Consider the following 22,451-nt stretch of genomic DNA (forward strand, 5'->3'; position numbering starts at 1 on the left):
TAGTAAAAAATAAGGCATAAAAAAACCGTGAAAGAAAACTTTCACGGTTCTTAAAATATATCAAAAAAGATTATTTTTTCTTTCCTTTTGCAGGAGCTGCTTTAGGCATTTTTGTTTTTGTATCTGCAGGAGTATTTTCGTCTCTTACCAATTGTAATTCGTCGATCAATCTTCTTGCTCCGGCGTATTTGTCGATTGTCCAAAGAACGAAACGAACGTCTACGTTGATTGTTTTCTGCCATTCGTCTTCGAAAACGATGTCACCGCTTAATGCTTCACTGTTTCCGTCGAATGCGATACCGATAAGGTTTCCATCTGCATCAATTACCGGAGAACCAGAATTACCTCCTGTAATATCGTTATTTGATAAGAAGTTTACCGGCATGTACCCTTTAGCATCCGCATACTGTCCGAAATCTTTAAGGTTATAAAGATCAATAACTCTTTGTGGAAGATCGAATTCTTCGTCACCTTTCTTATATTTTCCTACAAGACCTGCCATATCTGTATAGTAGTTATCTGTAACACCGAAGTAGTTTCTGTCTTGTCTGATTGGCAATTTATCCACTGTTCCGTACGTTAATCTCATGGTAGAGTTAGCATCCGGATAGAATTTTTTCTCAGGCATAGCCTTCATTAATCCTGCTAAGAATAATCTGTTGTTTTTAGCAAAATTATCATCAATTTTTACGAATCTCTCTGCTGAAAGTCTTTGATCAGCAATGATTCCGTTTGCAATTTTCCAAAGCGGATCTGCATCTAATTTCAGAGCATCCGGGTTCAATACGAAGTTTGTTGCAGAAGTTTTGTTAGCAAAAATTGAAGAATAAGCAACGTTAGAAAGGTTTTTAGCATCTAATCCCATAATGGTTTCAGAAGCAACTTCTTTGTTTACTTTTGTCTGGTAAAGGTTTACCATAGAGTTCATCATTTCACCTTCAAGCTTGATGTTGATGTTTTCATAAGCTGATTTCAAAGCAGCATCTACTTTTGGTTTCATCGCCAGTCTTCCTGCCATATCTTGTTTTGCATAAGCCTGAAGAACACTTCCTACCTGTAAAGCAAGCGAGAAATATTTAGAGTTTCTTGAAAGCTGAGTCATGTACATTCTCTCAACATTTCTGTCTGAAGTCTGCTTGTAATAGATTCCGATATCTTCTAAAACCGTTTCGTACTCAGTAATATTTGCAGGTTGTACAGCCCATGTTTTGAATCTTTCTTCGATTTTTTGCTTATCTGTAATCGTTCCGTTTTTGATAACGGCGTCAATGGTTCCCTGTCTGTTTTTCCAGTAGTTAGCTACAGAAGCATACTGAGAAGCGTAGTTAAGCTGAGTTCCTTTATCTTTATCCATATACTTCTTCATCACATCCATTGCCAATTTAGAAGCCTCAACCCAAGCCGGATAATCTTTGTTTACCATCTGCTGAATTCCGTAAGAAGTCAGGTAACGGTTTGTTCTTCCAGGGTATCCTAAAATCATTGAGAAATCACCAGGCTTCACCCCTTTAAGAGAAACCGGTAAGAAATGCTTAGGTTTTAATGGGACGTTGCTTGGAGAAAATTCCGCAGGGTTTCCTGCGGCATCAGCATACACTCTGAAAACGGTAAAGTCTGCCGTGTGTCTTGGCCACTCCCAGTTGTCTGTATCGCCACCAAATTTTCCTAATGCTGAAGGCGGAGCTCCAACCAATCTGATGTCTTTATAATCCTGATAAACAAAATAATAGAATTCATTTCCGTTGAAGAAATCTCTTACAACGACCGTATATTTTCCGTTCTCAGAGTTTTCAGACTGGATCGCTTTAGTTTCAGCGTCGATCACAGCTTTTCTCTCTGCAGCGGACATATTGTTATTTAATTTTGAATTGATTCTTTGGGTAGCATCATCCATTCTTACCAAAAATCTTACATAAAGATCTTTTGCATTGAATTCGTCTTTCTGCTTCATTGCCCAGAATCCGTTTTTCAGATAATCTTTTTCCGGTGTAGAAGCCGCTGCTACAGCACCATATCCACAGTGGTGGTTGGTAAAAATAAGACCTTGGTTAGAAACAATCTCTCCTGTACAGAACCCGCCAAAGCTTACGATCGCATCTTTTAAGCTAGAGTTGTTCACAGAATAGATTTCTTCAGGTGTAAGATGCAATCCTTCTTTTTGCATATCCACCCCATTCAATCTTTTCACGAGCATTAACAGCCACATCCCCTCGTCTGCCCTCATCTGAGCAAAACTTAAAAGGAAAGTGAATAGTAGTAATATTCTTTTCATTTTATAAAATAATTTTTGTGTCGCTAATTTACTAATTTTTTTACTGTCTTCTATCTGAGATGGTATGAAAATGGATCAGAGAGACTTATGAAAAAAATATTGCTTACCGTTTTTAGCATTTTATGGTTCGGATTGAGCTTAAATTGCTCCTCTGTTCCCGTAAAAAATCATCAGATACAGAGAGAATGGATGCTGGTTTCTTTTGAAGATTACAGTAAAGAAGATTTAATTAGAAACAATGCTAAAATCGATCTTACCTCCACCATTGAAAACGGGAAAATAAAAGCAGGCGCATTTATGGGATGCAACAGAATATTCTTCGCTTCTGAATTTAAAAAAGACGGCAAAGTAAAAATTTCAGGAATCGGAGCTACAGAAATGACGTGTCCGAACATAAAACTGGAAGATGATTTTTCTAAAAGTCTGAAAAATGTGACAAATTATAAAGTGGAAGGTCACTTTTTAACATTGACATACGATAGAGGAAATGCAATGAAATTTGTAGCTGCCGATTGGGACTAAGCAGACTTTCATTTTGAAATAAAAAAGTCCGCTTTCGGCGGACTTTCTCTTTAGTTGAAAAATCTATTTTGGTTATTAGTTTTTAGGGATTGTTTTCTTGATATCCTGAATCGTTAGATCCGGTGTGCTCATCAAACCTTGTGTATTGTTCGCAGGACTATTTGGCGCTGCAGCTTTACGCGCTTTTCTCCCCGGAATTGTGGCTAAAAATTCTTCGAAACTTGCCGTATTCGGAAGCAGTTTTCCCGAGTTGCTGTTTGAAACTTCCTGTTCTGGAGATTGTTTCTTTATTTCCAAGCCCTGTTCAGATGCCAACGTTACAGCAGAGGGCTTTTGAGCAGATCTTTCCTGGGCTTCCTTTATCATTTTAGCTTCAAATTCCTTCGATTCTTTATAATTGTCGGCTTCTTGTACTTCCGATACTTTTTTATCCTGCTGGGCATAAATATTTACACTTAATGCTAAAAAAGCAATGATATATAGTGATTTCATGGTCGTTTATTTAATGTTAACTAATACGTTTATTTTTCCGATTCCGTTTTGATCATAATCCTGAAGCGCTTTTCCAAGTACCTGTCCGATTTTTACCTTTTTAAGGTTGGCTTTCATTGCAACTCCCGTTTTAGAAGATGTTACCAAAAGATCCCCTCTTTTGATAGCTCCTCCTTCCAGGCAAACTTTGGTAGGAATTACACCAATTACTCCCATCGGAACTTTACCGATTAATTCAGAATCAATATTTTCTTCCGTGAGCAATACACCCGGTTTTGTAGCATATACTCCTGCAACCAAATTAGAGTAAGGCTTCGATGATTTCTCCACGGTTCTGTCGGAATCTGTTGAAATCACTAAGATATCTCCCGGTTCGTATTCTGAAGTATTTCCTTCCACATCAAATGCTTCTGCAACGTCGGCTCCACTGCTTTGAGTTCCTCCGTTGAAGAAACCTTTCCCTGTTTTATCAATACGGGCTACATTGGCTCCTGCGCTCTGAAGAGTTGCCAAGCTTCCGGAAGATCCTGTATGATTCACAAAGAAAGCAGACCCTGTTCCTGCATTGGTTACACTTAATACCGCCGTCGCGTTTGATGTATTAAAATTTCTGAAATATCCTGCTCTACCGGTCCCGAAGTTGGGAACCCATCCAAAAATAGCCGAACCATTTCCGTCTACCGTAGCTTCTACCCCATCACCCGTACCACCCGCATTGGCAGTGATACCATTTCCGTTTCCATCTGCCAGAGCAATTAAAGCAGGTCCGTTTCCTGCAGGATTACTTGCATGGAAAAGTCCTGCATAACCTCCTGTTCCTGATGAAATACCATAAATACCAGCCGTTCCGAAGTTTGCGAATTGAGAATTTACTTCCCCTTTTACCGCAGCAGATGTACCAGTTACCCTATCTACTTTGAAATTCCCGGCAACACCATTTCCTACCGTCGTTACAGTGATTACATCGCTTGTATTAGACGTATTGAAAATATTAAACCTTCCTGCACGGCCTGTTGCAAACGAAGGAACCCAAGCGTAAAGAGCATTACCGGCCCCGTCGATATTGGTTTCGATACCGTTTCCGTCTTTACCTGCATTGGCAGTGATGGCGTTTCCATTTCCGTCTGTCAAAGCGATTAATGAAGCTCCGTTTCCTGCCGGATTTGATGCGTAAAATAATCCTGCACGGCCTCCCGTTCCTGAAGAAACACCAAAGACTGCTGCTGCACCAAAGTTTCCAAAGATGGTATTCACCTCAGCTCTTACGGCTGCTCCTACACTGTTTGTATTATCTACCAGGAAAGAAGAAGCGTTACCCTGTGTATTATCCGGAATATTACCATTTCCATTGGTTTCTACTTCGAATACGTTGTTGATATCATTAGATGCATTAAAGTTTTCAAAACGTCCTGCACGGCCTTTACTGCTGTTTAAACCTACCTGCCCCAATACACCAATTGCTGTTCCTGTAGTATTGGTTGCCACAAAACCTCGCACTCCATAACCTCCACCATCATTTCTACCAACAACTGCTGCTGCAATATCGCTGGTTGTTCTTCCTACCACAGCTTCTCCCGCTCCATTATTATCTCCGATAATACCTGCCGATGATTGAGCAGACGCAATACCATGTACCGCAAATCCTGAACCTGTAGAACTAAGTACCCCTTTACCAGTTCCCGTAGTCGATACATTCACTACTGTCCCGTTTCCTACCGTATTGGCATTCAGAACATTATTATTATTAGCATTATTAAAAATAGAAACACTGGCAGCAATACCATTATTACTGGTTGCGTTTAAACCTGTTCCTGTATTACTGTTGGCATAAACTCCATATCCGGCAGCAGATGAATTTCCATAAACCCCAAGTCCGGCAGGAGTAACCCCATAAACACCCCAACCAGATCCGTCCTGGCTTCCCCATGCTCCAATTCCTAACCCTCCTGTACCATTGTTGATCCCTCGAAGTCCCGATGAAAATCCTCCTGGAGCTGTGTTATTGGCAATACCTCTTACTGCGGCAATACTTGATGTTGTTGTGCTGTTGATCCCTTCTAAAGAAGTTCCGTCACCGTTATTGGTAATTGAAAATAAATTTCCGGCGTTGGTAAATGAATTTACATAGGGAATAGAAAAAGCTCCACCGCCGCTTACCCCGCCTGCCGTTTTAGCAAACATTGCATACGGTACGCTTAGTAGCTGGCTTGTTCCTGTAATTGTATATGTTGTTCCGCCAGTAGGGTCGGTTTCCGTTTTTAAATAATAGCTTCCCGAAGGCCAGTTTATTGTATTAAATACCCCAGAAAGCACTGTTCCGGAACCGATTTCCATAGTAAGCAAGCCGTTCGCATTGGTGCTTCCTGTTAACCTTTCAGAGTACACAACAGCTCCTGCCGGAGAACCCTGCAGAACACTTACTCTTACCCCAACACTCTGGTTAGCTAAAATCTGTCCTCCCGCATTGCGGACGATTGCCTGATAGCTCATTTTTTCGGGAGCTTGTGCAAAGGCTAAATGTGTACCCAGCACAATTCCCGCTGCAAGTAATATTTTTTTCATGGTTGTTATTTTTTAATAATTTTAAATGTTTTGATGTTTTTACCTTCCTGATTGATTCTGATGATATACATTGCCGACGGCAGATCAGAAAAATTGAATTCAGATTTTGATTGATCAATCTTATCCGTTTTAATGAGTTTCCCCTGGGCATCAAAAAGCTGATAGCTGGAGCCCTTAAAACTGTTGGTTGTAAAATCCAGATAGAGATAGTCTTTAAAAGGATTAGGATACAAAACAATCCCTTCTTCAGTTACTTGTGAGGTTTCATCAGTTGCCAGCGTAATAATTTCGTAAGCATGCTGTACCCCTTCAGAAACTTCCCGGTTACCTCCCTTTGACAGGTAGGCAGCTTGCCCTACACTGTAAGATACCGAGCCATTGCTTCCTGTTGCGTTTGCCCCTGTTGCCAAAACAGCCGATTGTGCTTTCAGTAAAGTGACGGGGACGAGCATTAACATGAGAAAGAAGCATTGAATAGATTTTCTTTTCATATAAAATGGTTTTGTGGTTATTAATTGGTTTTTTGTCAAAAATTTTTAAGTGAATTTTGAATTGCTAAATTACCATATATGTAAAGCATATATTTTGAAAATAGATAAACGACCAAAAAAATCGACGAATGACATTATAAAATAGTATCTTAGTAAAAACTAACACTTTATGATTGCAAGATTTATATTTTTCCTCATATTCTTGCCGTTATCATTGTATCCGCAGGAGTTTTCAAAGCTTGAATATTTCAAAAAAGAACTGAAGAAAAATCATTCGGAGCAAAAACGTTTCGAACTTCAGCAAAATTTAATTGATATCTACAGAATTTATAATCCCGACAGCTGCCTTTTATACACAAAAAACAACCTTATTCTCATCAAAAAAAACAGATGGAACTCTCAACAGGGCAAAACACTTTTAGGCTTGGTAAGTTATTATACTGAGAAAAACAATATCAATGAAGCAATTAAATACAATCAGCAATCTTTCCATATCAACGCAAAAAATAAAGACAATTTCAGGATGGCAGACAATTACTACATGTTTGCCAGGCTCTTTCATCAGAAAGGGGAACACGCAAAAGCCGTAGAAAATTATTTAAAAGCCATTGATTCTGGCACCAAAAGTAAAAACCTGTGGATTATTAATTCAGCTTACAGAAGTTTAGCATTTCTTTATCTAGATGAATCCAACAAAGAAAAGGCATATGAAAACATCAATAAGGCATTACAGGTCGCTAAGGCCTCAAAATCACCGGACGCATTAGGCTTTTGTTACGGTGTTTTTGCAGAAATTGAAAGAAGCCTGGGAAATACAAAAGAAGCGCAGGTGAATTTCGAAAAATCCTATCAATATTTTAAAAATACAGAAAATGACTTTGGGCAGGCATGGCTTTTTACCAACTGGTCACTTTTAGATGTCGGCAAATTAATGGAAAGTTATCATATTCAGATGAAGGCACAGGAAATCTGGAACCGAATTTCTCCCCATCATTACATGTCGGTTGCCAACCATTACAATATGGCATATACCTATCTAGATTTTTATAAGCAATACGGAAAATACAGAAACCAGCTTCAATGGAGGAAGAGCCAACTTTTGCAAAAAGCTCAGGAAGAATTTGATATCAGTAAAAATATTGCAGAGCATAACAACAATAAACAATGGGTGATGTTCAATTATCTCGGCATGTCGGAACTGAGTATGCTGAAAAAGGATCTCAACGGTTATGCTCAAAATATTCAGGAATATTACACCACGCGGGACTCCATCTACTCCCAGAGCCGGAAAAATGAAATCGCCAAGCTTGAAAGCCAGAAAGTGGTTGAACAAAAGAATAAAGAGATCTCACTTAATAAATTAATAATCAAAAACAAAGAAAAAGAAAAAGTCTACTATATTTTAGGTCTCGCTGCGCTACTGATTATCGGAGCTTTATTATTTTTTCTCTATAGACAATCCCAAAGAAACAGCGACCGTTTTCAAAAATTAAATATAAAGCTGGACAAAGCAAACAAAACCAATATGCAGTTTTTCGGCATACTGAATCACGATCTCCGAAGTCCGGTTGCAGGGTTAATTCACTTTCTTCATCTGCAGAAAGAAGCCCCCGAACTGATGGATGATGAAACCAAGCAACGACTGGAAAATAAAGTAATCAGCGCATCAGAAAATTTATTACAGCAAATGGAGGATCTTCTTCTCTGGAGCAAGGGTCAGATGAACAATTTCTCTCCCGACATTACAACCGTCTTTGTGAAAGATATTTTTAAAGACATTAAAGAAGACTTTTCCTGGGTGGAGAATATTCAATTTGATTTTGATTTTCCTGAAAACATGACTATTTCAACGGACAAAGAATACCTGAAAACGATTACCCGGAACTTAACCAATAATGCCATAAAAGTTTTAGAACAAAAAGAAGGTGGAAAAATCATTCTTTGGAAAGCTTTTTCCGATGGAAATACAAATTACATCAGCATCAGCGATAACGGCGAAGGTGCTTCCATAAAAAAATTCAAGGCTCTGTTTGACGACAGCCTGACCATCGGAACCAAGAAAGGATTGGGACTCCATCTGATAAGAGATCTATCTAAAGCAATCGATATGCAAATCGAAGTAAATACTGAAAAAGATAAAGGAAGCACGATTATTTTAAGCTCCAAAAAAGTCTAAATTACTTTTATATGTTCTGCCAATCGGCAGTTTAATCTGATGAACCAACTCTACCTCATGAGTATTTTTGCTTCTGATTAAATGCTTGGGAACAGCATAGCTGCGATGAATTCTGATAAACGAGTCAAAATAATTTTTGTGCAGAATGCTTCCGATAGAATCCAGGATACAGTATTTTTTTTCAGAAGTCACAATTCTGGTGTAGTCTTTCAATGCTTCCAGATAAAGAATATCACTCATTTTAATCTGAGCGATGTTGTTGCCCTCTTTTACACGGATGTTATTTTCTCCTACAAGCGCATCAAAATTTTCAGATTTTGCCTTCATTTCAAGGAAGTCAAAAAGCTTATGAATAGAATTATTAAAACGTTCGGATTTCAGAGGCTTTGTAATAAAATCAAAGGTATCTACCTCAAAAGTATCAATAGCATATTCAGGATGAGAGCTGACAAATATGCACGCAGGGATTTTTTTTGTCATTTTCCTGAATTCAATGCCGTTCATTCCGGGCAGATCGATATCCAGAATAATAAGATCGATGGGCGTATTAAGGTACGGAATTGCTTTCTCGGCAGAATCAAAAGAGCCCACCACAGCAATATTCTCAAATTGCTTGATATGTTGATGAAGTACGAGCCTGTCCAGTTCATCGTCTTCGATAATCATACATTTAATATTGCCAATCATAATAAACTTTGAATGTCAGTTCTTTATAATAACTTAAAATTTATTAAAAAAAACTTAAAATTTGGTTCTTCAAAGGTATTGATTTTCTACAAATCCGTAATATTATAAGTTTAAATTATCATTAAAAATAAATACCACAGAAATTCCACTTGTATTTTTTCCTGAAAAATGCTATCTTGTAAATCTCACAAATACAGATAGAACTTAATGTTAGAAAAGAAAGAACATAATTACGAGAAGGTAGTTTTGGTAGGTGTTATCACACAACATCAGGATGAGGATAAACTTCAGGAATATATGGATGAGCTGGAGTTTTTGGCCTATACAGCCGGAGCCTCGGTAGACAAAAGATTTACTCAAAAATTAACGCAGCCTGACTCCAAAACGTTTATCGGAAGCGGTAAAGCCCAGGAAATTAAAGAATACGTAAAGGAAAACAATATAGGAACGGTCATTTTCGATGACGAATTATCTCCTTCCCAGCTTAAAAACCTGGAAAGAGAAATGGAAGTTAAAATTCTGGACAGAACCAACCTAATCCTTGATATTTTTGCACAGAGAGCAACGACTTCTTATGCAAGAACACAGGTAGAATTAGCTCAGTATCAATATCTTTTACCTCGATTAACAAGAATGTGGACTCACCTGGAGCGTCAGAAAGGGGGAATCGGGATGAGAGGTCCCGGGGAAACGGAAATTGAAACCGACAGACGTATCATCCGTGACAGAATCTCTTTGTTGAAAGACAAACTGAAAACGATCGACAAACAGATGGCCACGCAAAGAAACAACCGTGGAAAAGTAGTTCGTGCCGCTTTGGTCGGGTATACCAACGTTGGAAAATCAACATTGATGAATGCCTTGTCAAAATCTGAGGTTTTTGCTGAAAATAAATTATTCGCAACGCTTGACACGACCGTAAGAAAAGTGGTAATCGGAAATTTACCATTTCTTTTGACGGATACGGTAGGATTTATCAGAAAATTACCTACTCAGTTGGTAGAATCATTCAAATCTACGCTGGATGAGGTTCGTGAAGCGGATCTTTTGATTCATGTGGTGGACATTTCTCATGAAAGTTTTGAAGATCATATAGATTCTGTAAATCAGATTTTAATGGAAATCAATGCCCATCAGAAGCCGATGGTGATGGTTTTCAATAAAATTGATGATTTCAGCTATGAAAAAAAGGACGAAGACGATTTAACACCTTCAACAAAGAAAAATATTTCTCTGGATGAATGGAAAAAAACGTGGATGGCAAAATCTAAATATCCAACGGTTTTCATTTCAGCTTTAACGAAAGAAAACTTCCCGGAAATGAAAAAAATGATCTACGATGAGGTGATGAAGATTCATATCTCAAGATTTCCTTACAACGATTTCCTTTTCGAATATTTCGACAACGACGAGGAAGAAGAAAACAACAACGATTAATGAAATATCCCTTTTTCCTTTTATTCCTTTTTGTTTCGGTTTTTGGCTTTGCCCAGAAATCTGCAATTGATTTTAAAGCGATTGAGAAAAATCTTAAAAACGAGAAATCTCCGTACAATTACGAAAAACTGATTTTTAAGTATAAAGGCTATCCGAAATCTCTGGACACCATAGAAACACAACATCTTTACTATGGAAGAAATTTCCGTAAAGATGTGGTTTCTACCAACGATGATGACTTCAAAACTTTGGCAGAAGCTTTTAAAACCGCCAACTTCGACGAGTGCATAAAACTGGGGAAAATTCTGTATGAAAAAGACCCTACGAATCTCGACATTCTGTTGATTTTGCTTAAAGCGTACGACTCTAAGCAGGATTCTAATAACGTTATTCATCATTTGGGACAGTTCAGGGCATTAACCGGAGCCATAAGATCTTCCGGTAACGGAAAAGCTGAAAAGACCCCTTTTCAGGTAAACTCCGTCGGTGATGAGTATATTCTGCTGAACATTCTGAATATCGGGCAGGATTATACACGCGGTTCGAAATCTACAAAAGACGGAATACTTGACATCTGGGAAAAAGACAACAGCAAAATTTACATTAAAGTACTTTATATCGATTATTAATATTAAATAAATTAAAAAAACAGCTTAGTGGAATTATATTATTCATTTTCAGCTTTAATAGTTTTAGCATCCATATTTTCATATCTCAACTACAGATTCCTTAAACTTCCGAGTACCATCGGGATCATGGTAATCGCCATCGTAGTTTCCATATTTCTGGTTTCTTTCGGAGAAACTGTTTTACCAAGAACCTTCGGACACCTCCATAATCTAATGAGCAGCATCGACTTTACAGAAGTTCTGATGGGCGCCATGCTTAATTTTCTGCTGTTTGCAGGAGGAATTCATATTAACATAGATGATCTTAAGGAACAATTCTGGCCTGTGGTCATATTTTCCACTGCAGGTGTAGTTATTTCTACGTTTGTGGTTGGTTTTGGAGTATATTATTTGCTTCCTTTGGTGGGTCTTCAGCTGCCGTTCATTTACTGTCTGCTTTTTGGAGCCCTGATCTCTCCTACCGACCCTGTTGCTGTTTTAAGTATTTTAAAGCAGGCTAATGTTTCTAAAGCACTGGAAACAAAAGTGGCCGGGGAATCTTTGTTCAACGACGGTATGGCGGTTGTGGTCTTCACAGTGGTTCTTCAGCTGGCGATCGGGAATGAAGTAGATCTTGGTGTAGAAAGTATCGGAATTCTATTGCTAAAAGAAGCCGGTGGAGGGCTTTTATTGGGGGTTATTTTAGGTTGGGTAACTTCCAGATTAATGCGTGAAGTGGATGATTATATAATTTCAGTACTGGTAACGCTTTCTGTGGTTATGGGAGGATATCTTATTGCCAGACAGATGCATATTTCCGGACCGTTGACGATGGTAGCCGCAGGATTATTCATGGGTAATTTCAATGTGAAATTCAAGATGAAATCTGTTACCCAGGATTACCTGATTAAATTCTGGGAACTGATCGATGAAATTTTAAATGCTGTTTTATTCCTTTTTATCGGATTTGAATTATTAATCATCAAAGATTTAAGCCATTTTATGATTCCCGGGCTTATTGCCATCGTTGTGGTTTTATTTGCGAGATTCATATCCATTTGGGGACCTACAAAATTTATGTCTTTTAAAACAAGATTCAGCCCGCAAACGGTAAAAGTTTTGGTATGGGGAGGTATCCGGGGCGGAGTTTCTATTGCCTTAGCATTATCCATTCCCAAAGGTGAAAACAGTAATATTGTTTTAAGTATTACTTATTGTGTGGTTGTATTTTCCATTATTGTTCAGGGACTTACCATTGCTAAAGTGGCTAACCCTAAGAAGATTGCCAAGGAAGAGGAAGAGCAGGAAAATGTAGCTTTAAATAATATTGATTAACTATCTGCCAGTCATATGAGTAAAATCCTTAAAGAAATCGAAGAAGCTTTAGCTGTTCTGTCTATTCCCGAAAAGGCTGAGTTTTTTCCTAAGTTTTTCAAAACCGGAAAAGGCGAATATGGTGAAGGCGATCTTTTTCTTGGAGTAAAAGTTCCTGATCAGCGGTCTGTAGCAAAAGAATACTATGCTAAAATTTCATGGGAAGATTTAAGCCAATTATTGTCTTCAAAATATCATGAGCACAGATTAACGGCTTTATTCATGCTGATCTCAAAATTCGAAAAAACAAAAGATAAAGCTGTAAAGGACGAGCTTGTTGAGTTTTATCTCAATCATTTACAGCATGTTAACAATTGGGATCTTGTGGATTCAAGCTGTTATAAAATATTGGGCCGGTATGCATTTGAAAATCAGAAAGAAAGCTTACTAAAAAAACTTTCGGATTCCGAAGACATGTGGCACAAGAGAATCGCAGTGGTCGGAACCATGCATTATATAAAAAAAGGTTATTTTGATCTTACGAAAGAGTTTGTCACACAAAATTTAAAGCACACCCATGATCTGATGCATAAAGCAAACGGCTGGCTGCTTCGGGAAATGGGCAATAAAAATGAAAAAGAACTTATTGACTACCTGAATAAACACTACAAAGAAATGCCAAGAACCTGCCTGAGATACGCCATCGAAAAGCTGGACGAAGACCTTCGACAGGATTATTTAAAAGGCAGAATTTAAATAAACCCAAGTATGAAAACTTTTCTTAAACAACTTTTTCTGTTAATACCGCTATTACTTTTAACGAGTTGTTTCGATATTTTAGATAAAGTAAATGTAAAAGCCGACGGTAGCGGAGAATATACTATCATTCTCAACGCCAGCAAAAGCAAAACCCGATTGGCATCGATCTCGAAAATGGAAACCATTAACGGTAAAAAAGTCCCGAAAAAATCTGAAATTGAAGCTAAAATTAACGAAGCGGCAAAAATTCTCAAAGCAACATCTGGAATTTCCAATGTGAAAACTTCGATGGATTTTGATAATTATATCATCAAATTAAGCTGTAATTTCAAAAATATTGAAAATATCAATTCAGGATTAAAGCAGTTAAAAGCTAAGAATATTTTAGGAAAAATGGTTCCGACACAGATCTACAGTCAGAATCTGGCAAATAAAACTTTTACCCGAAATAAAATCAATAGCTTTAGAAGTGATTACGACAAGATGAGTAAGGCAGATAAAGAAATCTTTACTGATGCCAAGTACACTTCTATTATGCAGTTTGAAAACAGCATCAAATCTCAGACAAACAGTTCTTACTTGCTTTCACCCAACAAAAAAGCGCTGAAGCTGGAAGCCAATGTTCTGGATTTTATTCTTCAGAAAAAACAATTACAAAATACGATCCTCTTTCAATAAATTTCCCATACCATGAAATCTATTTTACTAAAAACACAGATTATCTTCTTATTTTTCGGGTTTACGCTCGCATTCTCCCAACAGAAAATGAAAATTCCTGCGGATGCTTCATTTTATATGGAAATCAACGGGAAACAGCTCAATAAGAAAGTGAATTGGCAGAAGCTGAATCCTTTTTTATTGGATGTAACGAAAGAAGAAAAAGAAAAACCAACGTGGACAGATTATTCCAAAACCGGAATTAAATATGATGCTACACAGTATCATTATGCGAGCTTCAATGATTCTTTAAAAGTTTACACCGCTCACTTTATTTTAGACAATAAAGATAAATTTCTGGAATTCATTAATTCTACAAAGAAAAAAGGACTGGAAATTTCCAAAAAAGACAAATATTCTTACGTAAGTCTGGAAGATGATATGTTTGTTGCCTGGAACGGAGATCGTGCCGTATTGAAAATGATCAGTTACACCAAGCCGTACGACTGGTCTGATGAAGCAATAACTGACAGCGCTGTAGCTGTAGCAGACAGTGCTGCGGCGGCGGTTGATTCTGCTTACGCAGATCTTCCGGAAAAGCCCTTCGACTATAGAGAAGAAATTGATTATCTGAAAGATGATATTAAATATTTAAAGGAAAGCATCAAGGAAAATAAAGCCGAAATTGCAAAAAAGGAAAAAGACATCAAATATCTTGAAAAGCACCATCAGTATCCTGAGGAAAAGAAAGGCTCAACCGATAAAAATTATGGTGATAAAGAAAGCGAGTTCACGCTTCCTCCGCTAAAACAGGAGATTGAAGAAAAAGAAGATTTGGCCTATCAAAAAGAGCTGGATTCTATTCGCATACAGGAATTTAAGCTGGTTAAGAAAATAGCCGAAGATTCCTTTAATACCTATTTTAATTCTAGTCTCGAACTTGATGTATCGAAAGACATCCTGAAATTCAGAGATGCAAATGCTGATGTTTTTGTATACACCGACTACGGAAGAATTGTAAACGAAGGCATTTATGGCAAAATGATGAAACGCTACGAATTCGGAGAGATTTTTAACAATATCTATAATTCCAATTCTTCTTACAATCTTTATTTCGATAAGGAAAAAGTAAGGCTGGTGAGCAGCTATCAGCACAAAAATCCTGAAGTGCAGAGTCATTTTTCAGCAATTTACAAAGGGAAGAAAAACAAAAACCTGATGTCGCTGATCAACGATAAAAGCATTGGTTATTATGCCATTAATATAGACGGAAGCAAATATTTCGACCTGATGTACAGCCTTTTGAAAAATTCAGGAGAATCTGAATACCATAAGGAAATGGAACTGATGATGGAAACCATGAAGATTGTTCTGGACGAAGAAGCCATCGCCAAAATTGCTCCCGGAAACGGTATTTTTGTCTTAAACGAACTAAAAACAAAAACCGTAGAATATACCGACTACGATTATGACGACGACTACAACGAAAAAGAGGTAAAGAAAACAAAAGAAGTGGCAATGCCGAATTTCACGTTTGCATTCGCTACGGAAAACGAGGGATATTGGAACCGCATTTTCAACCTTTTGACAACCAACAAGAACACCGCAAAAAAATTCTCGAAGAACGGGGATTTTTATGCGTTTAAAGAAGAAAAAAGCACCGGATATTTCGATCAGTTATTCTTCAGTGTAAAAAACGGAACCGTTTATGTAACAACTTCTACAGATAATATTACCGTGAAAAACCAGTCGGATATTTCTAAAAACTGGGCGAAAGATTCCGCAAAATATCCTGCATCCGGAAGGTTTGATATCGAGAGACTTCTTACCGGCTTAGAGAAAGAATTCAAGAGTCCTTCCGAAAGAAAAACCTTAGATTTTGTAAAGAAAAATGTTGGTGAAGTCTATTTTAAATCTGAAGCGAAAGGCGATGCCCTGGAAACAGAAATAGACTACAGCATTAAAAATTCTTCGGAAAACAGCCTGATGTATTTCTTCGATTTAATTGATGAGATCCGTAAAATAAAGGAATCTGAGAAAAAACAGCCTATTTTATAAGATGAAGAAAATTATTGTCTTGGCCGTTTTTCTGCTGATTGCCATCGTTTATTTCACATTTTATCATCAGAATAAAGAATTAAAATTCATTCCTAAAAATGCGGATATTGTAGTTTTAATCGATGTAAAAAAACTGGAAAGACAATATATTTCCAACCTTGCCATCCATCCTTCAAAATGGTTGGGGAACAAGGCTAAAAATACAATTTCAATACAGGAATCGGGAGTGCAAATTCCCGATTTTTTGCAAATTTTTCATGTCAGTAATACCCAATTTTCTGAATGGTACAGCGTTGTTGAAATTAAAAATGAGCAACAGTTTATAAAATATCTGAAACAGCAAAAATTCATCGATAAAGGTAAAAATGTATTTCAAAAAGAACAGATTATTCTAACGATTGATCACGAAAAATGCATCATCGGAACATCTGATAGAGCATTGAAAAACATCCGTCAATTCATTGCATCCGGAAAAAACGATTTTAGAGCCGATTCTTTTATTAATGGCAGTTTGGGAAGCATCTCATTCATTTCCGGACCGCGAACCCGCAATTTCTCTATCAACTTAAATAACGACGATATTGAAATAAAAAGTGCAGTCAACGGAGAAGCTTTTAATTCTATTATCGCTCAGCTTCAACAAAAAAACACTTTTTTAGAAACCGAATTAGATTCTAAAAATATCCAAAACTTAGCTTCTTTTTTTGATAAAACCCTTGCAGATTCTTTACATCTCAATCATTTTACAGCAACTGCAGATCCGGAACAGGTAAGCGATACCATCATTACTTATGGCTATGACGATAACTTTAATGAGATTGAGAAAAAGTCTTTCCGGAAAATTACACAGCTCAATTATGTGATGGCATTGCAAAGTTTAAATCCTGAAAAAACAGAGCAATATTTTCAGCATAAAAAATGGATGAATGCTCAGAACCAATTTACAGCCATCCCATTCCAGCCGAATGTGATTGAGAAAAACAAAGTAGGATTTGAAATCAAATCAACGAGAAAAGCCATCTCCCTCTCCCCTATATTGAAAGAAAATTATATTTTTATAAGAAATAAGGCCTTACTATATTCTTCGCTTACATCTTTAACCCCCACTGAAAAGAAACTGATTTCAAATTTAGAATACCTCTTTTATGGAAATAAAGGTTATGATTATTATGTAAAACTGAAATTCAGAAAAGAAGATCTGCCGCTGATTTTAAGGTAGCAAAAGGATATTTAATTACACATTAATGGATCATTCGCAAATTTTATTGTTAAAAACATTTACACATTACTTTCTGCATTTTGTCTTTCCGGTGTTTATCGCTTTAATTTTTTATCGTGATCACTGGAAAAAAGTGTATCTCATTCTATTGGCAACAATGCTTGTGGATCTGGATCATCTTTTTGCAAACCCCATTTTTGATCCCAACCGCGGAAGCATCGGCTTTCATTTTTTGCATTCTTACTATGCGATTGCGGTGTATTTTTTGATGCTATTTTTTAAAGGAAATATCCGTATTATTGGCATTGGACTATTATTTCATATGCTGACCGATTTTCAGGATTTTTATTTCTGGAGTCATTAAAATATTATTAATATTTTCTTTTGATATCTTAAATTTCATAGATTTTTTGTATTTTGTAGACACTTATGAAAATAAAAGAACTGTTACATTATACCTATATTTTTCCTGTTTTGGCGGTGGGATATTATTTCTCCGGATTAATGGGAACGGGCGTGGTATTTGATGTAGTTGCGGGTCTTTTGCTTACCGGAAGCGTTTTATCGGCAGTGCATCATGCGGAAGTTGTAGCCCATAAAGTCGGCGAACCTTTCGGAACGATTATTTTAGCATTGTGCATCACCATCATTGAAGTGGCTTTAATTATTTCGTTAATGGTTGCCGGTGGTGAACAGGCCATCACCTTGGCAAGAGATACGGTTTTTGCCGCCGTCATGCTTATTCTGAACGGTATTTTAGGCATCTGTATTTTGGTAGGAGGCGTTAAATATTACGAACAGTTTTTTGCCAGAACCTCAGCCACCACTTATCTGGTAAGCATTGTATCCATTTTAGTTTTAACACTGGTTCTTCCTAATTTTACCTCAAGTGTGAACGGACCGTTTTATAATCAGGCGCAGCTGATATTTGTTTCGATTGCCTGCCTCGTTATTTACGGGATATTTCTGATGGTTCAGACGATCAGACACCGAAATTATTTTATTGTTCCCGAAGAGCATCCTGAAGAACATTATATTCCTTCTTTTAATAAAACACTCATCAGCTTTATATTTCTGGTCATCTGTCTGGCAATTGTTGTGATGATGGCCAAAGGACTGTCCACAACCATCGAGAATATGGTTCAGAGTATGGGTGCACCGAAATCTTTGGTGGGCGTAATTATTGCAGCTGTTGTTCTACTTCCCGAAGGGCTTGCCGCGATCAGGGCAGCGCGCGGAAATCAGATTCAGTCGAGCCTGAATCTTGCACTGGGATCGGCTCTGGCAAGTATCGGACTTACTATTCCTGCAGTTTCCGTGGTTTGCATTATGTATGATATTCCACTGGTTTTGGGGCTGGATAAAAAAGACATTATTCTTCTTTCATTATCGGTTTTCATCGTTATGCTTTCCTTAAGCCGTGGAAAAACAAATATTCTTTACGGAACCGTTTTATTGGTCAACCTCGCCGCTTACATTTTCACGGTAATCGTTCCTTAATCTGAGAACTTTTAACAGCTAAAGTCTTCTTGCCAAGTCCATTTTAAAAGCCATCAATTTGGCAATATTTTCAGACTTATAAATCGCCATATCGGCATTTTCTCCCACAAAATTTTCTTCAACAGTTGTTCTCCAAAGCTCCAGCCATCGGTCGAAGTGTTTTTGTTCCATCGCCTCAATCTCATTGATCGGAAAATGAACTCCCATCGGATTTCCTTTGTAAGACATCTGCCCGAAAAGAATGGTTTCCCAGAAAGAATACATTTTCGGCAAATGCTTATCCCAATCTACTTTGGCAATATCATTAAAGAAAAAACCAATCGTCTCATCCTTAACAACTTTCGCATAAAAAGCATTGACAAGTTGTTCTATATCTTCTCTTGTTTCTAATTTTTTCATACTTCAAAGTTAGCTTAAAATCGGCTGGAAAGTTTAATTGTGAGGTTGATAAATTTCAGGGTTTGGTTATTTATGATAATTATGTTTTTAAAGTTTATTTACAAAAGTTAAAGTATAAAAATGGTCTCTGACAAAGCTAAAGGACACTATTATATAGAGGAAAAAATGAAGAAATTGTCTAAATCCCATTTCTTATCGTTTTAGGAGATTTTCAGAGTATTAAGTTTACTTTTTGAGACAGTACTTTATTTAAGTCACTTTATATATATTGAATTTTAGCCTTTCTTTTCTCTGCCCTATCCATTGATTTTTTATCCTTTTTAAAGCGATTTTACATGAATCTGATACATGAATAGAATCCACAATAAAATTAATTGAATCTTGTTTTTGAATGGAATTACTTGTTTCAACATTTTTCTTATTACAACTAAATAAAAAAAAACATCAAAGCAGGCAAAGTTTTTTAGTATAAACTTTTTAAAAAACACTTATATAATCGATTTTCTTTTTGTAATTCATATCTGAGATTAATTTTAAAGCTAATTTCTTTAAATTTTTATATTAATTATGAACCATTATTTACCAATTAAAAAGCTAAGTAAATTTGATATAAGACAGAGACATTTATTCGCATTTTTTGCTTAATCTTCTCTAATAGTTTTAAATAATTTTACAGATAAGATATAAAATAATCAAACAGGTTATAATTTTTATATTTTATTTAGTTTTTAATTTTCAAAGTAAATACCAGATATAGTATTTTTTCATTTTTATAGCAAAATAATTGTTCCCCGCGGAACATTTTCCGTATTCAAACTTAGGTAAAAACGCTTTTTATAAATTTCCTAAAAACAATATTTTATCTTTGCAGATTGGATTGAAAAAATTACTAATTCAAAAGACAGGATTAATTAAATAAAAAGCCGATAATCTACAAGCAAGCAATTAAAAGATGGCAAAAGGATTCAGACAAAAAATTCGCCAGAAAAACACCGAAAACAGTGGTTTTGGAGACAATGCATCCGGAAGGTTTATCAATAAAGACGGTCTTCCTAATGTGACCAGAAAAGGGGTGAATATTTTTAATCGGTTTAGCTGGTATCATACGATGCTGGATCTGTCGACGTTTCAATTTCTTTCGTATCTGGTGATTGCTTATGTTCTGGTGAATCTCTTTTTTGCCTTCATCTATTATCTGATCGGTGTAGAGCATTTAACTGGAATTGATAAAAGCGATCCTGTAAATGAGTTTATCGATGTTTTTTTCTTCAGCTCGCAGACTTTTACAACGGTAGGCTATGGAAGAATTGCTCCGGTAGGCTTTATGGCAAGTTTAGTCGCTACTTTTGAAGCTTTTTTGGGATTGCTTACCTTTGCCATCGCAACAGGACTTTTTTACGGAAGATTTTCCAGACCGAGAGCCTATCTGAAGTTTTCTGATATTGCGGTAATTTCGCCTTTTAAAGGAGGTTCTGCACTGATGTTTAGACTGGCACCTTTTAAAAATAATGCATTAACGGATGCTGATGTTATCGTCTCAGCAGCTATTGAAGTGATTGAGAACAGCGTTCCGAAAAGTAATTTTTATACATTAAAAACTCAATTAAATAAAATTAATACCCTAGCCCTGAACTGGACCGTTGTACATAAAATTGACGAAGAATCCCCTTTTTACGGTTTTTCTGAAGAAGATTTCAAGAATACGGATATCGAGATTATTGTTCATCTCCGGGCATTTGATGAAGTATTTTCCAATACAGTGGTGCAGCGGTGTTCTTATATTTCTAAGGAGATTATTTACGGAGCCAAATTTACGCCGATGTATTATCCGGATAAGGAAAATCTTTCTACCGTCTTAGACCTGGATAAAATTAATGATTATCAAAAAGCAGATCTCCCCATGATGATGGAAGAAAAATAATAAATGAATTTAGATTTTTACAAAAAACAGGCTTTACAAAAGCAAAAAGAACATAAAAAATTTCTGGACGGACTGAAAAAGAAGCCGCCCAAAAACCTCGATTATGTAGTGCAGGAGACTCACGATGAAGTTTTCGAAAAAATAGACTGCCTGCAGTGTGCCAATTGCTGTAAAACCACCGGACCGCTGTATACAGAAAAAGATATTGAAAGGATTTCTAAACATCTCCGTATGAAACCTGCCGATTTCGAAGCAAAATTTCTACGTGTGGATGAAGACAATGATAAAGTGCTGCAAAATCTTCCTTGCTACTTTTTAAATGATGACAACACCTGCTCCATCTACGATGTTAGACCGAAAGCATGCAGGGAGTATCCGCATACAGACCGGAAAAAGATTTATCAGATCAATAATTTAATGATAAAAAACACCGTGATCTGCCCGGCAGCCTATGAATTTGTGGAGCGGATTATGAAAAATTTAGGAAAATAACCTAAAATCAGAATTCATCTTAAAAAGTTATAAACTACGTTAAATAAATACTTTAGATATAATATTTGACAAAAGTGGGGCGTTTTATTTAAACAACCATTTAAAATATTAATATTATGAAGAAGTTAGTTTTAACAGCAGCATTTACATTTATCGGAGTAATCGCCGCATCCGCACAGACAGGAACACCATCTCAAAATTCTAATAATCCATCCACAACTCAGCCTCAGCAAGGCACACAGGCTACCTCAAACTTGGGAATCAACTCAGGAACAGGTGTACAAAATCAAAATACGGCTGCGACAGCCACTGTAGAAGCTACTCCGGCCACAACATCTGTAGCCGAAGTTACAGCAAGTGTAAATGCAGATACCACCATTGATGCTACTAAACCAACAGAAGCAACCAAAGAAGAAAAGAAGTCTAAAAAGAAAAAGCAGAAGTAGTATTTAATTTAAAAGTAGAAATGGAATCCTGAAATGTATGTTTCAGGATTTTTATTGTGGTATCTATAATGTAATTTATCATAATTAGTTATAAATCAAGTTAAAACATATCAAACACTTTACATTTTGTATGATAATTGCATTTAACATAATAACACCATCCAAAATTATTATAATATGAAAAATTTAATTTTAGCTGCAGCTTTTGCAGTACTAGGAACCGTCACTTTATCTGCGCAGACGACACCACAGAAAAGAACAGACACTGTTAGATCCGACACAACCCGGAATAACAGAGATATAAAGAATAACAATATGAATGATAACACCTGGGACAAGACTAAAACAGATACGGCCAATTGGAAAAACAGGGACGCTGCAAAGAGTGACAGAAAAATGAAAAAGAAAAATAATCGATAAGCAAAATAATCACAATCCT

General features: G+C 36.7%; 21 protein-coding genes. 15 read left to right on the plus strand and 6 right to left on the minus strand.

What is annotated here, in order from left to right:
- Window positions 1–70: 70 nt before the first annotated feature.
- Window positions 71–2,272 carry a S46 family peptidase gene (locus tag BUA89_RS18720; RefSeq protein WP_072962147.1) on the minus strand — a complete coding sequence of 734 codons (2,202 nt, stop codon included), beginning with the start codon at window positions 2,270–2,272 and terminating at the stop codon, window positions 71–73.
- A gap of 87 nt (window positions 2,273–2,359) precedes the next feature.
- On the opposite strand from BUA89_RS18720, the gene BUA89_RS18725 reads away from it, so the two are divergent.
- Window positions 2,360–2,794 (plus strand): META domain-containing protein, encoded by a 435-nt coding sequence (locus tag BUA89_RS18725; protein WP_072962150.1) that lies wholly within the window; start codon window positions 2,360–2,362, stop codon window positions 2,792–2,794.
- Window positions 2,795–2,869: 75 nt separating this feature from the next.
- Here BUA89_RS18725 and BUA89_RS18730 read toward each other — a convergent pair whose 3' ends face one another.
- The 3 genes from BUA89_RS18730 to BUA89_RS18740 are packed head-to-tail and all read right to left on the minus strand — an operon-like array spanning window position 2,870 to window position 6,339.
- Window positions 2,870–3,286 carry a hypothetical protein gene (locus BUA89_RS18730; protein ID WP_072962154.1) on the minus strand — a complete coding sequence of 139 codons (417 nt, stop codon included), beginning with the start codon at window positions 3,284–3,286 and terminating at the stop codon, window positions 2,870–2,872.
- A gap of 6 nt (window positions 3,287–3,292) precedes the next feature.
- The gene (locus BUA89_RS18735; protein ID WP_072962157.1) at window positions 3,293–5,848 is read right to left on the minus strand and encodes a beta strand repeat-containing protein; all 2,556 of its coding nucleotides are present in this window, start codon (window positions 5,846–5,848) and stop codon (window positions 3,293–3,295) included.
- Between the two features lie 5 nt (window positions 5,849–5,853).
- Window positions 5,854–6,339 (minus strand): T9SS type A sorting domain-containing protein, encoded by a 486-nt coding sequence (locus tag BUA89_RS18740; RefSeq protein WP_072962161.1) that lies wholly within the window; start codon window positions 6,337–6,339, stop codon window positions 5,854–5,856.
- A 169-nt stretch (window positions 6,340–6,508) separates the two neighbouring features.
- Between BUA89_RS18740 and BUA89_RS18745 the strand changes: the two genes are divergently transcribed.
- Window positions 6,509–8,515 (plus strand): tetratricopeptide repeat-containing sensor histidine kinase, encoded by a 2,007-nt coding sequence (locus BUA89_RS18745; protein WP_083531740.1) that lies wholly within the window; start codon window positions 6,509–6,511, stop codon window positions 8,513–8,515.
- Here BUA89_RS18745 and BUA89_RS18750 read toward each other — a convergent pair.
- Window positions 8,495–9,181, minus strand: coding sequence for a LytR/AlgR family response regulator transcription factor (locus tag BUA89_RS18750; RefSeq protein WP_228420629.1), 687 nt, complete (start codon window positions 9,179–9,181; stop codon window positions 8,495–8,497). The genes BUA89_RS18745 and BUA89_RS18750 overlap by 21 nt on opposite strands.
- 228 nt (window positions 9,182–9,409) lie before the next feature.
- Here BUA89_RS18750 and hflX point away from each other — a divergent pair, with 228 nt between their 5' ends.
- The 9 genes from hflX to BUA89_RS18795 all read left to right on the plus strand — a co-directional run bounded on the left by hflX (window position 9,410) and on the right by BUA89_RS18795 (window position 18,754).
- Window positions 9,410–10,639, plus strand: coding sequence for a GTPase HflX (gene hflX, locus BUA89_RS18755; protein WP_072962171.1), 1,230 nt, complete (start codon window positions 9,410–9,412; stop codon window positions 10,637–10,639).
- A complete protein-coding gene (locus BUA89_RS18760) occupies window positions 10,639–11,268 on the plus strand; it encodes a DUF4919 domain-containing protein (RefSeq protein WP_072962174.1) in 630 nt (209 codons plus the stop codon). The genes hflX and BUA89_RS18760 overlap by 1 nt, the downstream gene beginning before the upstream one ends.
- A gap of 27 nt (window positions 11,269–11,295) precedes the next feature.
- Window positions 11,296–12,582, plus strand: a complete 1,287-nt coding sequence (locus tag BUA89_RS18765; protein ID WP_072962178.1) for a cation:proton antiporter — start codon at window positions 11,296–11,298, stop codon at window positions 12,580–12,582.
- 15 nt (window positions 12,583–12,597) lie between these two features.
- Window positions 12,598–13,317: a DNA alkylation repair protein gene (locus BUA89_RS18770; RefSeq protein ID WP_072962182.1), complete on the plus strand. Its 720-nt coding sequence runs from the start codon at window positions 12,598–12,600 to the stop codon at window positions 13,315–13,317.
- A gap of 12 nt (window positions 13,318–13,329) precedes the next feature.
- Window positions 13,330–13,998, plus strand: coding sequence for a hypothetical protein (locus tag BUA89_RS18775; RefSeq protein ID WP_072962185.1), 669 nt, complete (start codon window positions 13,330–13,332; stop codon window positions 13,996–13,998).
- A 12-nt stretch (window positions 13,999–14,010) separates the two neighbouring features.
- Window positions 14,011–16,035, plus strand: a complete 2,025-nt coding sequence (locus BUA89_RS18780) for a hypothetical protein (RefSeq protein WP_072962188.1) — start codon at window positions 14,011–14,013, stop codon at window positions 16,033–16,035.
- 1 nt (window position 16,036) lies between these two features.
- Window positions 16,037–17,254, plus strand: coding sequence for a hypothetical protein (locus BUA89_RS18785; RefSeq protein ID WP_072962191.1), 1,218 nt, complete (start codon window positions 16,037–16,039; stop codon window positions 17,252–17,254).
- 25 nt (window positions 17,255–17,279) lie between these two features.
- On the plus strand, window positions 17,280–17,618 hold the full coding sequence (locus BUA89_RS18790) for a DUF6122 family protein (protein ID WP_178362475.1): 339 nt from the start codon (window positions 17,280–17,282) through the stop codon (window positions 17,616–17,618).
- A gap of 65 nt (window positions 17,619–17,683) precedes the next feature.
- Complete coding sequence (locus BUA89_RS18795; RefSeq protein ID WP_072962194.1) at window positions 17,684–18,754, plus strand: calcium:cation antiporter; 1,071 nt, start codon at window positions 17,684–17,686, stop codon at window positions 18,752–18,754.
- An 18-nt stretch (window positions 18,755–18,772) separates the two neighbouring features.
- Here BUA89_RS18795 and BUA89_RS18800 read toward each other — a convergent pair whose 3' ends face one another.
- Entirely contained in the window at window positions 18,773–19,153 is a 381-nt protein-coding gene (locus BUA89_RS18800; RefSeq protein WP_072962197.1) for a group III truncated hemoglobin, read from the minus strand.
- Window positions 19,154–20,105: 952 nt separating this feature from the next.
- Here BUA89_RS18800 and BUA89_RS18805 point away from each other — a divergent pair.
- From BUA89_RS18805 to BUA89_RS18820, 4 genes are all read left to right on the plus strand, one after another.
- Window positions 20,106–21,074, plus strand: a complete 969-nt coding sequence (locus tag BUA89_RS18805; RefSeq protein WP_072962200.1) for an ion channel — start codon at window positions 20,106–20,108, stop codon at window positions 21,072–21,074.
- Between the two features lie 3 nt (window positions 21,075–21,077).
- Complete coding sequence (locus BUA89_RS18810) at window positions 21,078–21,566, plus strand: YkgJ family cysteine cluster protein (RefSeq protein WP_072962203.1); 489 nt, start codon at window positions 21,078–21,080, stop codon at window positions 21,564–21,566.
- A gap of 116 nt (window positions 21,567–21,682) precedes the next feature.
- Window positions 21,683–22,012: a hypothetical protein gene (locus BUA89_RS18815; RefSeq protein WP_072962206.1), complete on the plus strand. Its 330-nt coding sequence runs from the start codon at window positions 21,683–21,685 to the stop codon at window positions 22,010–22,012.
- Window positions 22,013–22,189: 177 nt separating this feature from the next.
- Complete coding sequence (locus BUA89_RS18820) at window positions 22,190–22,432, plus strand: hypothetical protein (protein ID WP_072962210.1); 243 nt, start codon at window positions 22,190–22,192, stop codon at window positions 22,430–22,432.
- Window positions 22,433–22,451 lie beyond the last annotated feature (19 nt).

Origin of the sequence: Chryseobacterium arachidis (assembly GCF_900129245.1) — a bacterium.
Lineage (GTDB): Bacteria > Bacteroidota > Bacteroidia > Flavobacteriales > Weeksellaceae > Chryseobacterium > Chryseobacterium arachidis.

Excerpts from the sequence above, each read along its gene's own strand:
- BUA89_RS18800 (WP_072962197.1), bottom strand. The coding sequence starts at position 19,153 with ATGAAAAAATTAGAAACAAGAGAAGATATAGAACAACTTGTCAATGCT.
- BUA89_RS18725 (WP_072962150.1), top strand. The coding sequence starts at position 2,360 with ATGAAAAAAATATTGCTTACCGTTTTTAGCATTTTATGGTTCGGATTG.
- BUA89_RS18760 (WP_072962174.1), top strand. The coding sequence starts at position 10,639 with ATGAAATATCCCTTTTTCCTTTTATTCCTTTTTGTTTCGGTTTTTGGC.
- BUA89_RS18720 (WP_072962147.1), bottom strand. The coding sequence starts at position 2,272 with ATGAAAAGAATATTACTACTATTCACTTTCCTTTTAAGTTTTGCTCAG.
- BUA89_RS18790 (WP_178362475.1), top strand. The coding sequence starts at position 17,280 with ATGGATCATTCGCAAATTTTATTGTTAAAAACATTTACACATTACTTT.
- BUA89_RS18795 (WP_072962194.1), top strand. The coding sequence starts at position 17,684 with ATGAAAATAAAAGAACTGTTACATTATACCTATATTTTTCCTGTTTTG.
- BUA89_RS18730 (WP_072962154.1), bottom strand. The coding sequence starts at position 3,286 with ATGAAATCACTATATATCATTGCTTTTTTAGCATTAAGTGTAAATATT.
- BUA89_RS18820 (WP_072962210.1), top strand. The coding sequence starts at position 22,190 with ATGAAAAATTTAATTTTAGCTGCAGCTTTTGCAGTACTAGGAACCGTC.
- BUA89_RS18805 (WP_072962200.1), top strand. The coding sequence starts at position 20,106 with ATGGCAAAAGGATTCAGACAAAAAATTCGCCAGAAAAACACCGAAAAC.
- BUA89_RS18750 (WP_228420629.1), bottom strand. The coding sequence starts at position 9,181 with ATGATTATCGAAGACGATGAACTGGACAGGCTCGTACTTCATCAACAT.
- BUA89_RS18735 (WP_072962157.1), bottom strand. The coding sequence starts at position 5,848 with ATGAAAAAAATATTACTTGCAGCGGGAATTGTGCTGGGTACACATTTA.
- hflX (WP_072962171.1), top strand. The coding sequence starts at position 9,410 with ATGTTAGAAAAGAAAGAACATAATTACGAGAAGGTAGTTTTGGTAGGT.
- BUA89_RS18740 (WP_072962161.1), bottom strand. The coding sequence starts at position 6,339 with ATGAAAAGAAAATCTATTCAATGCTTCTTTCTCATGTTAATGCTCGTC.
- BUA89_RS18745 (WP_083531740.1), top strand. The coding sequence starts at position 6,509 with ATGATTGCAAGATTTATATTTTTCCTCATATTCTTGCCGTTATCATTG.
- BUA89_RS18770 (WP_072962182.1), top strand. The coding sequence starts at position 12,598 with ATGAGTAAAATCCTTAAAGAAATCGAAGAAGCTTTAGCTGTTCTGTCT.
- BUA89_RS18785 (WP_072962191.1), top strand. The coding sequence starts at position 16,037 with ATGAAGAAAATTATTGTCTTGGCCGTTTTTCTGCTGATTGCCATCGTT.
- BUA89_RS18810 (WP_072962203.1), top strand. The coding sequence starts at position 21,078 with ATGAATTTAGATTTTTACAAAAAACAGGCTTTACAAAAGCAAAAAGAA.
- BUA89_RS18775 (WP_072962185.1), top strand. The coding sequence starts at position 13,330 with ATGAAAACTTTTCTTAAACAACTTTTTCTGTTAATACCGCTATTACTT.
- BUA89_RS18815 (WP_072962206.1), top strand. The coding sequence starts at position 21,683 with ATGAAGAAGTTAGTTTTAACAGCAGCATTTACATTTATCGGAGTAATC.
- BUA89_RS18780 (WP_072962188.1), top strand. The coding sequence starts at position 14,011 with ATGAAATCTATTTTACTAAAAACACAGATTATCTTCTTATTTTTCGGG.